This window comes from Bacillus sp. B.PNR1, from assembly GCF_030386235.1.
GTDB classification, from domain to species: domain Bacteria; phylum Bacillota; class Bacilli; order Bacillales; family Bacillaceae; genus Bacillus; species Bacillus stercoris.
This window is the reverse complement of the sequence record NZ_JANYMN010000003.1, coordinates 380,119-392,583: the sequence shown is the minus strand read 5'-3', so window position 1 is coordinate 392,583 and position 12,465 is coordinate 380,119. Positions and strand designations below refer to the sequence as shown.

Below are 12,465 nucleotides of genomic sequence, written 5' to 3'. Positions count from 1 at the left end.
TTGGCTTAGTCAACGATATTAGAAAGTGGGGATTGATTTGAAAACAAGTGAATCATCTATCGGATTAAAATTCAGAAAGTTCAATCGATTTTACACAAACGTCCTTGGTTTCCTTAATGAGCACATTTACGACAGCCCGTTTTCCTTAACGGAAACACGGATATTATTTGAAGTTTATAATACGCCCAATTGTACGGCAAAAGCCCTTCAGGATAAGCTGGGGCTTGACCGGGGATATGTCAGCAGGATTGTGAAGCAGTTTGAAAAAGAAGGTTTGATCTATAAACAGAGGAGCAAAGATGACGCCCGCCACCATTATATTTTTGTCACAGAAACAGGAAAAACGATTTATAAAAAGCTGGAGGAGAAAGCCAACGAACAAGTGGAACTGATGCTGAAGGAAATCAACCAAAAGGAGCAGCACAAGCTTGCCGAGGCGATGGCAGAGATTGAAGTGATCCTTTCACAGTCGCTTTCTGCCAGAACATCAGAGATATCGATTAGAGATTATTTTCTGTCGGATGATCTTCAACTCCTTATTGAGAAACAAAGACAATTTTACGCGGAGGCTCACGGCTGGGATGACACGTTTTTAGCTTACCTTCAGGAGACATTTGACGCTGACATCGAAAACATATGGATTGCGGAAAGCGGCGGGAAATTTGCCGGCTCTGTCGGGCTGGTCAAGCATGATGATAAGACAGTCCAGCTCAGATGGTTTCTGGTTGATGCGGCTTTTCGGGGCAGGGGGCTCGGCACTCAATTGCTGGAGCATCTGGTTGCATACTGCCAAGACATGAAATTTGACCGCATTTTCCTTTGGACGGTGAGCACCATGGCTGAGGCTCGTCCGCTCTACGAAAAATTTGGATTCAGGATAAGTGAAGTGAAACAAGAAGCGCCATTATGGGGACAGCAGCTGACAGAAGAACGGTGGGATTTGGAGCTGGCATGAAAAGACTGCACTATGCTTGGATCATCGTCTCCGTCACCTTTTTGATCTTATTGGCGGTTCAGGGGGTGCGGCTGTCGTTTGGTGCATTTGTGGAGCCGTGGGAACGGCAATTTTCAATGGATAGAAGCACCATCTCGTTGATTTCGACGATGAGCTTTATTGTTTACGGCATATCACAGCCTGTGATCGGCCGGCTTGTGGACAAGTGGGGTGCTCGGGCTGTTTTGGCATGGAGTGCGTTACTGACAGGCGTCAGCATTTTCTTAACATACCTTGTGACTTCGCCTTGGCAGCTGTTTTTGCTTTATGGGCTGGGTGTCTCGCTTGGGGTTGGCGGAGCATCGAATGTGGCAGCAAGTGTATTGGTCGTCAATTGGTTCAGCAAAAAGCGGGGACTAGCCTTTGGGATCATGGAAGCAGGATTTGGCGCGGGGCAAATGCTTCTCGTCCCTGGCTCACTCATGCTGATCCATTGGTTTAGCTGGAAGCTGACGGTTGTGGTGTTGGGGCTGCTGTTAATCGTGATTGTTTTTCCGGTTGCGCTGCTGATGCTGAGGAACAATCCTTCAGAAAAGAAGACAGAGCCGATAGGCGGACTGGCTGCTTCAGAAAAAGAAACGGCACCTAAAACAACTGCTCTTTCAGTGACCGGGATGTTTCGAATGAGGCAATTCTGGTTTTTGATTTTGCCGTTTTTGATCTGCGGATTTACGACCGTGGGGCTGATGGATACCCATTTGATTCCCTTTTCTCACGATCACGGCTTTTCCACGACGGTCACGAGTGCCGCTGTCAGTCTGCTGGCAGGCTTTAATATTGCCGGCATCTTACTGTCGGGAATTGTAGCGGACCGGTGGAGCAGCCGGAAAATCCTTTGCTTTTTATATGCGGTGCGCGCGATGTCGATCGTGATTCTCATTTACAGCCACGAGCCCTACTTGCTTTTAGCCTTTGCGATTCTGTTTGGGTTAGTGGACTTTGCAACGGTAGCACCGACTCAAATGCTCGCCACCCAGTACTTTCAAAACTACTCGATCGGCCTCATGATTGGCTGGCTCTCACTCGCCCACCAGATCGGATCGGCACTTGGCGCGTACGTGCCTGGCGTCATCTATACGATAACAGGTGAGTATACACTGGCTTTTTATTTGTCGATTGGAATGCTCGTGCTGGCGAGCGTGATGAATGTGATGCTGAGGGAGCCCGCGGCGGTCACGCGTGACAGTACGGCTGTGATAGAGAAATGATAAGGGCAGAGGGGAAGCATCTCTGATTTCGGAATTATTCAGAGATGCTTTTTTTGTATTTTTGTTCTAACACGAAGTCGATCATACCGACAATGCGGGCATTTTCGGATTTTTGCTTGAAACGCTCAGAGATTTGAACTTTTCTTGAAAATAGGGAAACACCAAATACCCATATTAGGCCAATTAACACAAAAAACATTTGTACACCCATTTCTATTAAATCATTGTAATGAGAACTGAAAAAATAAATATATAAGGTTATTAGTGTCACTGTAAATACGATTTTGACAGTGTGTTTGAATGTGAGCTGTGGTTCAATTAAACACACTTTCATTTGGTTGAGTGTGAAAGAGTCTTGTTTCATTAGGTAAGAAAGTAAATCGTTATCGCTTTGACTGATAGGGTACAAATCGGTTTCTATTTTTTGGTGATTTCCTGATATTTATGTATATTGTTTTTCATACAGTATCCCCCCTTTTTTAAGAAGATCTCCATGAATCCTCTAAAAGGATCCATGGAGATCAAGACTATTAATAATGTACGGAAGAGTCCTGCAACTGCTCCTGCTTCAGGACCTATTTTAAATGTAATCCAATTCTTAAGTCCAGAAGTAGCGCTGTTACATATTGCAACGTCAAAAAGGTACAAATTAAGTATTCAATGTTTGAGTTATTGAATGACATAAAGTTCAGTCGGTAAGCTAAGACTGTTAGATAGATTTTGATAAAGTGGATTTGGAACCCAGTGAGCGCCGTTTGTGTCTGCCCATACACCCCGTGTATAGATGCCGTTAAGCATCCATTCTAGATCCGTTCTCCATCAGCTTCGCTTTCGGTTTCAGCTCTGAAATGTAGAGGCCTAAAAGTGTAAGCGCGCCTCCTAGAAGAGCGATCCATGTCATGTTTTCGTGCAGAATCAGGACAGAAGCGGCGATCGTGATAACCGGGACCATGTAAATATACGCACTGGATTTGACGGCTCCGAGCACGCCAACTGAATAATTCCAAGTGGCGAAGCACAGGGCGGAAGCGCCAATGCCTAGGAAAAGCATGTTAAGTGCATTCGAAGCGGATGAAAATCGGCTCAGGCCAAAATGGAAGTCGAACAAAAATAAGGCGGGCACCATAAACAATAAGCCGTACAAAAATACTCTCTGTGTCAGCTCGATGATGTGGTATTCGTAAGCGCTTAATTTTTTCATGAATATCGAGTAGCCTCCAAACACGAGAGCGGCCCCGGCTGCCATGATGTCTCCGAGCGGATTCAGACGCAGTACCACATTGCCGTTAAACGTAATCAATAAAAGCCCGATCAGTGCCGAGACAAATCCAATGAAAAAAGTCAGACGCAGTTTTTCGCCTTCGAGCAGAAAATGGGCCAAAACCGCAGTGATCATCGGTATAATGGACACGATCATGCCGACATTGGATGCGTATGTATAGGTGAGAGCTATATTTTCTAATAAAAAGTATAAGGTTACGCCAAATAAACCAGCCCCGGCAAACAACAGCTCCTGCCGCCAATTTCTGAACGGAATCATGTTGGGACGAACGAGGATCAGAGCGATAAAGCCCATCAAAAACCGATAAAATAATATTTCCATTGGAGAGAAGTCAGCCAGCAGAACCTTTGTCGAAATAAAGGTCGTCCCCCAAATCAGAATGGTCACAATGGCTGCGATATGCCCGGAAGTTTCTCTTTGTATGTTCATCTGTGAAGCTCCTTTTCAAAAATCTTCATGTATTGCTTCGGTGTCAGCCCCACCTGCCGTTTAAAAAACTTCGTCATATGGCTCTGATCACTGAACCCTGTCTGAAATGCGGCATCAATTGGTCTTACCCCTTGTTCAAGAAGTTTTTTCGCTTGATTAATCCGGATTGTTTCCATATAGCTATTAGGCGTAATTCCTTTTTGTTTTGTAAACGAACGCAATAAATGATACTTGCTCCATCCTGTTAATTCACTCAAATCATTGAGCGTGACGTTTTCGGCATAATGCTCTTCTAAAAATTCGCAAACCAATTTGACTTCGTCGGATGGTTCGGGAACGCTATTAAGGAACGTAACATCCGAATAGTGGCGAATCAGCTCTTCCAGCAGATGAAGAAACAGCTCCTCCTTACGCAAAGCTTGTTTTTCGTCTGATATCAAAATATGCAATTCCTGCAGGCTGGCTGTCAGCTCATGGCGGAATAACACATGCTGGGAGAAATAAGGGAGATGCCCGGCGCCGGTAATTTCCTTCACTGCCTTCTCCATGACATCCGGCATGACATTGATACACCGATAATCAAGCGTCCGGCCGTCAATCTGTTCACAGCTATGCGTGTCACGGGGGTTAAAGAGGAGAAGATCACCTGGATTGATGATATATTCTTGATCCTGACAGGCCAGATACCGTTGCCCTTTTTCAATAAATCCAATCACATAATAATCGTGAAAGTGGTTCGGGAACTTTTGCATAATCCCCTTGAAGCGGTAGGCTTCTATATGAAGATGTGGGTCAAGCTGCAGTGTGCGGGTTTCGTTTTGCATGGGATGCCTCCTGTCGGTATGGTGGTCTTGGATTAAGTGTAGCATGGTTTTGGGGGATTTCTTGTATGATGTTGCTGTTTAAAAAAGCTAACCTTTATTGGCTGCTTTCGTTTAGGAATCAAATAATAATATTTTCTATTTTAATAAAAATTTATTTTTCAAATATTTCAGTTATAATGGTTTGGAACAGATAGGAGGGGCAAAGATGTATCAATCAAAGAAGGTTTTATTGTTAGGTTCAGGTGAGTTAGGTAAAGAGGTAGTGATTGAAGCCCAGCGTCTTGGGGTACAGACGGTGGCAGTTGACAGTTACGAGCATGCTCCGGCGATGCAGGTGGCGCATAACAGCTATGTCGTTGATATGCTTGACCCCGAGCAGATCAGAGCCATCATTGAGAAAGAAAAGCCGGATTTGATTGTGCCTGAGGTTGAGGCGATTGCGACGGATGAATTGCTGAAGCTTGAAGAAGAAGGATTTCACGTTATCCCGAATGCCCGTGCGGCCAAGCTGACGATGGATCGAGAAGGCATCAGACGGCTTGCGGCGGAAACGCTTGGACTTGCGACGGCTGGCTATGAATTTGCGAATACATATGATGAATTTATACAAGCGGCAGCTCAGATCGGTTTTCCTTGTGTCGTTAAGCCATTGATGAGTTCTTCTGGAAAGGGCCAAAGTGTGTGCCGCTCTGAAGCGGATTTAGAGAGCTGCTGGGAGACGGCGATGGAAGGCGGACGGGTGAAAAACGGCCGCGTGATCGTTGAGGAGTTTATCCCTTTCGAATCAGAAATCACACTCTTAACCGTACGTGCGGTTAACGGTACGGCATTTTGTGAGCCGATCGGTCATGTGCAAAAGGACGGGGATTATACCGAATCGTGGCAGCCGCATGATATGACAGAGCAGCAAATAGAAGAAGCGAAGCATATTGCAAAAGCAATCACGGATGAGCTTGGCGGATACGGCTTGTTTGGTGTTGAACTGTTCCTTGCGAAAGATAAGGTATATTTCAGTGAGGTATCTCCCCGTCCGCATGATACAGGCCTTGTCACGCTGGTAACGCAAAATTTGTCAGAATTCGCGCTGCATGTCCGGGCGATTCTCGGCTTTCCGATTACAGAAATCACACAGCTTTCTCCTGGCGCCAGCAGGCCCCTCAAAGCACCAGAAGAATTAGCGGATTACACTGTTGAAGGACTGGAACACGCACTGGCAGTCCCACAGACACAAGTGCGCGTCTTTGGAAAGCCAATAACGAAAGCCGGACGGCGTATGGCAGTTGCGCTTTCTGCTGCTGATACAGTCGAAACGGCGAGAGAGAATGCTAAGAAAGCATTGGATCAGCTAACGATAAAATAGAGTTTGAGCAGGCTTTGTTATCGCGCAAGGCCTGTTTTTTTTCTTTCTCCATAAAAGTTTTATCATAAGAATCCGAAACCTGATTATAATGTAAAAGTCTTCCATCAATGCGGGTGGTTGACACTAAAGGAGGGAGATGACAAAATGAAATTAGTTCCAAGATTCAGAAAACAATGGTTCGCTTACTTAACGGTTTTGTGTTTGGCTTTGGCGGCAGCGGTATCTTTCGGTGTACCGGCAAAAGCAGCAGAGAATCCGCAAACTTCTGTATCGAATACCGGTAAAGAAGCTGATGCCACGAAAAACCAAACGTCAAAAGCAGAACAGGTTTCCGCACCTTATGAGGGAACTGGGAAAACAAGCAAATCATTATACGGCGGCCAAACGCAACTGGAAAAAAACATTCAAACCTTACAGCCTTCGAGCATTATCGGAACTGATGAACGCACCAGAATCTCCAGCACGACTTCTTTTCCATATAGAGCAACCGTTCAGCTATCAATCAAGTATCCCAACACTTCAAGCACTTATGGATGTACCGGATTTTTAGTCAATCCAAATACAGTCGTCACGGCTGGACATTGTGTGTACAGCCAGGATCATGGATGGGCTTCGACGATAACCGCCGCGCCGGGACGCAATGATTCGTCATATCCATACGGAACTTATTCCGGCACGATGTTTTATTCAGTCAAAGGATGGACGGAAAGCAAAGACACCAATTATGATTACGGAGCTATTAAATTAAACGGTTCTCCTGGAAACACGGTTGGCTGGTACGGCTATCGGACTACAAACAGCAGCAGTCCCGTGGGCCTTTCCTCGTCAGTGACAGGATACCCGTGTGACAAGGTATTTGGCACGATGTGGTCTGATACAAAGCCGATTCGCTCAGCTGAAACGTATAAGCTGACCTATACAACCGATACGTACGGCTGCCAAAGCGGATCGCCTGTATATCGAAACTACAGTGATACAGGGCAGACAGCTATTGCCATTCACACGAACGGGGGATCGTCATATAACTTGGGAACAAGGGTGACGAACGATGTATTCAACAATATTCAATATTGGGCAAATCAATAAATACAGCAAACTAGCCATATTCATATCTATTTTGTTTTTATGCGGATGCAGTTCGCAGACGCATTCTTCACAAAAAGAAATGACGATTCCTGTCACTCTTCATGTGGAGGATGCTAAGGGGTTTCCGGTCGAAGGGGTTCAAGTGACAATTGTCAAAGCGCCTGCGTCAGATGAGGAGCCGAGTACAGAGATCGGCGAGATACTCGGTAAAACAGACAAAAACGGAGACATCAAATGGGATACCGGTAAAAAAGGCGATTATTCAGTCGCGTTAACGAAGGGTGAAACATCAGTAACCCATCAAATTTCATTAACAGAGGATAAAAAAGATCACGCCATTCCATTGGTCTTCAAAGAATAGCAGTTTCCCTGATTTTAAGGGAAACTGCCTTTTTTATTGATCACAGGAAGCCAAACTATATACTGGAAATTTATAATATGAGATAATAAGAAATAGGTATTTTTTCTTACGAGACAAAAGGGGCGCTATCCTTTCATTTATATCAATCAAACCCGGAGGAAAAAGAAGAAGATGACACAAGATTCGATGCAGCTTGCCGCGGTAGAAAGCGGTCTTCGCTTTTACAAGGCGTATAATCAAAGCCTTTCTTTGTGGCCGATTGAGTCGGAAGCATTCTATGTTTCTACTCGTTTTGGAAAAACACATATCATTGCAAGTGGGCCAAAGGGCGCACCTTCGCTCATTTTGCTTCACGGAGGCCTTTTTAGCTCTGCGATGTGGTATCCGAATATTGCGGCGTGGAGCAGTCAATTTCGTACATATGCGGTCGATATAATAGGAGACAAAAATAAAAGTATACCATCAGCAGCGATGGAAACAAGAGCTGATTTTGCAGAATGGATGAAAGATGTCTTTGATTCTCTTGGACTTGAGACAGCACACCTGGCCGGTCTTTCGCTTGGCGGCTCCCATATCGTGAATTTTTTGCTTCAAGCGCCTGAAAGAGTAGAGCGGGCGGTTGTTATGAGTCCCGCTGAAGCGTTTATTTCATTTCATCCGGATGTCTATAAATACGCTGCGGCGCTTACAGGGGCAAGAGGAGCCGAAGCATATATCAAGTGGATCACAGATAACAGATATGACCTGCATCCTTTACTGCAAAGCCAAATTATGGAGGGTGCGGCGTGGCAGGATGAACAAAGGAGCCTGAAGCCGACAGAAAATGGCTTTCCGTACGTGTTCACAGACCAGGAATTGAAATCAATACAAGTCCCGGTACTGCTGATGTTCGGTGAGCACGAGGTTATGTACCATCAGCAAATGGCTTATGAGCGGGCGTCGGTGCTGGTGCCGGGAATTCAGGCTGAAATCGTAAAGGACGCCGGGCACCTGTTATCTCTGGAGCAGCCAGAGTACGTCAATCAACGCGTTTTGTCCTTTTTGGGCGGAGAATAAATGAGTAAAAGGCATGAAAAGATTGGCATTCATTTTTCAAATGGTAACAAATGTTGTATAATAATAGAATTTGAATGCTGCTTTTTTGGGGGCATTTTATGTTATCATGCTTATTGAAGAAATTTTTTCCTGAAACGCTATTCGATTACTATCGTCGAATAATATAGATGGTTTTACAATTGGAGGTTTGGTTACACTGTGAATTACATCCCCTGTATGATTACGATAGGAAACTTCATTTGCGGATTGCTGGCGATTCATTCCTTGCTCTATCACAACATTCATTCAGCAGTGCTATTCATTTTTACCGGCATGTTCCTTGATTTCTTTGACGGAATGGCTGCACGTAAGCTGAATGCCGTTTCTGATATGGGAAAAGAATTGGATTCGTTTGCCGACTTGGTTACGTTTGGGGTGGCTCCCTCTATGCTTGCTTACAGTGTCGCGTTGTATACCCTGCCATTTATAGGGATCTTATGCGCATTGACGTACAGCATTTGCGGAATGCTTCGTCTCTCTAAATTTAACATTGAACAAAGCAAACTCCCGACATTTATTGGTATGCCGATTCCATTTGCGGGCATGTGCCTTGTTATTCTAAGCTTCACCTATAACCCGATCCTTCTGGCAATCGGCGCTTGCGGACTTTCATATTTAATGGTGAGTAAAATAAAATTCCCTCATTTTAAAAAACATGCGGCAGAAAACCTGGAGTCCGGGAGATGGAATTAGTTCAGCTGCTCATAGCGGATTACGGTTATCTCGCTATTTTTTTGATGCTCGTATTAGGGATTGTAGGATTGCCGATTCCAGATGAAGTGATGATGACCGTTGTTGGCTATTTCACGCATACCGATGTATTGAATTATGAGCTTTCGATATTGATCAGTTTTGTCGGGGCTTTGTTAGGTATGCTGATCAGCTACATGATTGGCAGAAAAGCCGGACGCCCGTTTATCGATAAGTACGGCAAGTGGGTCGGCTTAAAAGAAAAAAGAATGATGAAAGTGGAAAAATGGATGAAGAAATACGGTCCATATTCTCTTATTTTAGGTTATTTTATTCCCGGCGTCCGACATGTGACATGCTACTTTTCGGGGATCGGCAAAATGGATTTGAAAACGTATATTGCGTTTGCGGCAATCGGCGCCTTTTTGTGGTGCTTTGTTTTTATTACAATCGGAAGGGTAATAGGGATTATTCATGTTTAATACGGCTGTAAAGATTCTGTATCGATCATTGATAGAGCTGACGAATCATCGTCTGTCATCCTATCTGATTAAAGGATTTTGCGAGTCGAAAATCAGCAAACCGGTCATTCCGCTGTTCTCAAAACATTTTCGGCTGAATTGGGATGATGTGGACGGGACGGCTGCTGATTACGGATCGCTGTCCGAATTGTTCATTCGACAAATTAATCTGGAGCGGCGCCCTGTTTCAAAAGAGGCGCATGCGGTGGTTAGCCCTGTTGACGGTGTGGTTCAGACGGTAGGAATCATCAACCCGAATCAAACCTTTACGGTGAAGGGAAAAGATTACTCATTCGCTGAGCTGACTGGCTGTAAAAGCGCAGACCATCAATACAACGGCGGATACTTCGTTGTGCTGTATCTAAGCCCGCGTCATTATCACCGTTTCCATTCTCCGATCAGCTGCAGGTATCAAAAGCTGGCCGAGCTCGGAAATCGCTCATATCCGGTCAATCAATTAGGGTTGAAATACGGAAAAGATGTGCTGTCGAAAAATTATCGGTTTGTGTACGAACTGAATGGCGGCAGCCGAAATGTCCTGATGATTCCTGTCGGCGCGATGAATATTAATTCTATCGTGCAGACAAATACCCGTGCTGAATTGGAGATCGGCGAGGAGCTGGGATACTTTTCATTTGGATCAACCGTCATTTTGATTTTTGAAAAAGACGCGTTCCAGCCGTCCGCCAATTTAACAGAAGGCCAAGAAGTTCAAGTCGGAGAACTGATAGGTTACGAAGAGTAAAAAGAGGAGCTTGCATAGACGCAGCGCCTCTTTTTTTGAAGAAAGGTGAGACCCATGGAGAAACAAATCATCAGCTGGATTACAGATTATCAAAACACCGCAGATGAAGCCGTCCTGAGGCTAGTGCGGGAATCGTGCTGGCCGATCATTGAAGCGGTTTTGCAAGAGACGGCAATAGATGAAGAGCAAGCGAACAATTTGCGCGAAAAAGGAATCGAGCGGTTTCCCTTTATCATCAGCAAATACCAAGCGGATGTGCAGCTTCCGGTTGAGACATTTTTACGAAATACATATCGGTTTTACTTTCATCAGGTGATGAGAGAATCCAGCTAAAGCTTCTTTCAACAGAGAAGCTTTTTTTGTTGGCGGAAAAAAGGAAACTTTTTCAATATCTATCTCGTAACGACTAGAGAACCTAATAGAAAAGGAGAGATAGAATTGAAACGAATCATAGTGAGAATGACCCTGCCGCTGCTGATCGTTTGTCTGGCGTTTTCTTCTTTTTTAGCCTCTGCTCGTGCTGCTTCTGAAGAAAAACATTGGGATTCCTGGATTGAACGACATGCACAGCCACTGGATGCTTCCCATGCTTCAAACAAAGACTTTCGATTTCTGAAGAAGGTGCTGAAAGGAAAACGAATTGTTCAGTTAGGAGAAACGACACATGGCGCTGGCGAAATGAATGCCACAAAGGTCAGAATGATCAAATACCTCCACGAAGAGCTGGGATACGATGTATTGGCATTTGAGTCTGGCTTTCCTGATACAAATGCATCCTACCTTAATATGGACCAATTAACTCCTAAAAGCACGATGAAAAACTCCATTTACGCTGTATGGCACACAGAAGATGTCGTTGAATTGTTTGATTACATGAAAGAGCAAAAAGAGAAAGGGGATCCGCTGATCCTTACCGGTTTTGATATTCAAAGCATGAAGAATTCATTCAATGATGCTGCGACTCAATGGGTAAAAGCGGTGGACCCTGAGAAAGCAGAGTTGCTCTCCCAATCAGAAAATGATTTTTCAACATTAGTGACAGACAGCAATACGTTTGATGAATTTTCGCAAAAGAAGGAAAAGCTTGTGAAAAACTATCAAGAGCTGATCCAATTCGCTGAAACACGTGCCTCAGAGATAAGAGCTAACCTTCCGAAAGAGCCGAAAGCTTATGAGATGTTTATGCATTCCCTTCAGCTGAGAATTGATGTCATGGAAACGTATATGCTGGAAGAAATGAAAGAAAAACTAGAGGACTATCCCAAGAATATTGAGGATTTTTCATTCTTTATGAGAGACCGCATGATGGCTGAACAATTTCAGTGGGTAGCCGAAACCCTTTATCCGAAAAAGAAAATCATTTTCTGGGGCCACAATTACCATCTTCGCAAACAGAATACGAAAATGATAAAGGACTGGGTACAGCTAAACGGCCCTAACATGGGTGATTATTTGCCGGAGCGGCTGAAGAAACAAACATATACGATTGGCATTTATGCTTACTCTGGTGCAAGTCTGAATAGTTCCGATAATAAGACGGTTATGCCGGTTACAAGCCCGCCGCCGTCTGGAAGTCTTGAAGCTTTGCTAAAAGCTGCGGACCATCCTGCTCTCTTTGTTGATTTTCTCCATACAAAAAACAAGAAAGGCACTTCGTGGATGTATACCCCGCGGACTGCGCTCTATTGGGGGAACATGGAAGAGCAGATGATCCTGAAGGAACAATATGACGGTGTCATTTGGCTGGAGCATATCACGCCGTCAGTCATTATCAAGTGACCAGTGTCCCCTGTGCTCTAACAGGGGATTTTTACATATCGCAAAAATAATCAAAACATATAATCAGTGATCCATTATTCTAAAACAGAAA

General features: G+C 44.5%; 13 protein-coding genes. 11 read left to right on the top strand and 2 right to left on the bottom strand.

Features of this window, described 5'->3' with window-relative positions; translation table 11 throughout:
- Positions 1-37: 37 nt before the first annotated feature.
- Both NZD81_RS18640 and NZD81_RS18635 read left to right on the top strand, forming a co-directional pair.
- Entirely contained in the window at positions 38-955 is a 918-nt protein-coding gene (locus NZD81_RS18640; protein ID WP_282373933.1) for a bifunctional helix-turn-helix transcriptional regulator/GNAT family N-acetyltransferase, read from the top strand.
- On the top strand, positions 952-2,202 hold the full coding sequence (locus NZD81_RS18635) for an MFS transporter (protein WP_282374325.1): 1,251 nt from the start codon (positions 952-954) through the stop codon (positions 2,200-2,202). The genes NZD81_RS18640 and NZD81_RS18635 overlap by 4 nt, the downstream gene beginning before the upstream one ends.
- A 790-nt stretch (positions 2,203-2,992) precedes the next feature.
- On the opposite strand, the gene NZD81_RS18630 is transcribed toward NZD81_RS18635, so the two are convergent.
- Both NZD81_RS18630 and NZD81_RS18625 read right to left on the bottom strand, forming a co-directional pair.
- Entirely contained in the window at positions 2,993-3,913 is a 921-nt protein-coding gene (locus NZD81_RS18630; RefSeq protein WP_014662605.1) for a DMT family transporter, read from the bottom strand.
- Entirely contained in the window at positions 3,910-4,737 is an 828-nt protein-coding gene (locus NZD81_RS18625) for an AraC family ligand binding domain-containing protein (protein WP_014662606.1), read from the bottom strand. The genes NZD81_RS18630 and NZD81_RS18625 overlap by 4 nt, the downstream gene beginning before the upstream one ends.
- 190 nt (positions 4,738-4,927) lie before the next feature.
- Between NZD81_RS18625 and purT the strand changes: the two genes are divergently transcribed.
- The 9 genes from purT to NZD81_RS18580 all read left to right on the top strand — a co-directional run bounded on the left by purT (position 4,928) and on the right by NZD81_RS18580 (position 12,374).
- On the top strand, positions 4,928-6,097 hold the full coding sequence (gene purT, locus NZD81_RS18620; RefSeq protein WP_282374326.1) for a phosphoribosylglycinamide formyltransferase 2: 1,170 nt from the start codon (positions 4,928-4,930) through the stop codon (positions 6,095-6,097).
- A gap of 144 nt (positions 6,098-6,241) precedes the next feature.
- Entirely contained in the window at positions 6,242-7,183 is a 942-nt protein-coding gene (gene mpr, locus NZD81_RS18615) for an extracellular metalloprotease Mpr (protein ID WP_136654915.1), read from the top strand.
- Complete coding sequence (locus NZD81_RS18610) at positions 7,146-7,544, top strand: YbfJ family protein (RefSeq protein ID WP_136654914.1); 399 nt, start codon at positions 7,146-7,148, stop codon at positions 7,542-7,544. Before mpr ends, NZD81_RS18610 begins: the two co-directional genes overlap by 38 nt.
- Positions 7,545-7,715: 171 nt before the next feature.
- Positions 7,716-8,600 carry an enantioselective carboxylesterase CesB gene (gene cesB, locus NZD81_RS18605; RefSeq protein WP_289861038.1) on the top strand — a complete coding sequence of 295 codons (885 nt, stop codon included), beginning with the start codon at positions 7,716-7,718 and terminating at the stop codon, positions 8,598-8,600.
- Between the two features lie 198 nt (positions 8,601-8,798).
- Positions 8,799-9,332 carry a CDP-diacylglycerol--serine O-phosphatidyltransferase gene (pssA, locus tag NZD81_RS18600; protein ID WP_040084308.1) on the top strand — a complete coding sequence of 178 codons (534 nt, stop codon included), beginning with the start codon at positions 8,799-8,801 and terminating at the stop codon, positions 9,330-9,332.
- On the top strand, positions 9,323-9,811 hold the full coding sequence (locus NZD81_RS18595; RefSeq protein WP_289861037.1) for a DedA family protein: 489 nt from the start codon (positions 9,323-9,325) through the stop codon (positions 9,809-9,811). The genes pssA and NZD81_RS18595 overlap by 10 nt, the downstream gene beginning before the upstream one ends.
- Positions 9,804-10,595: a phosphatidylserine decarboxylase gene (locus NZD81_RS18590; RefSeq protein ID WP_040084306.1), complete on the top strand. Its 792-nt coding sequence runs from the start codon at positions 9,804-9,806 to the stop codon at positions 10,593-10,595. Before NZD81_RS18595 ends, NZD81_RS18590 begins: the two co-directional genes overlap by 8 nt.
- Positions 10,596-10,649: 54 nt before the next feature.
- Positions 10,650-10,928: a hypothetical protein gene (locus tag NZD81_RS18585; RefSeq protein WP_151256665.1), complete on the top strand. Its 279-nt coding sequence runs from the start codon at positions 10,650-10,652 to the stop codon at positions 10,926-10,928.
- 105 nt (positions 10,929-11,033) lie between these two features.
- On the top strand, positions 11,034-12,374 hold the full coding sequence (locus NZD81_RS18580; protein ID WP_289861036.1) for an erythromycin esterase family protein: 1,341 nt from the start codon (positions 11,034-11,036) through the stop codon (positions 12,372-12,374).
- Positions 12,375-12,465 lie beyond the last annotated feature (91 nt).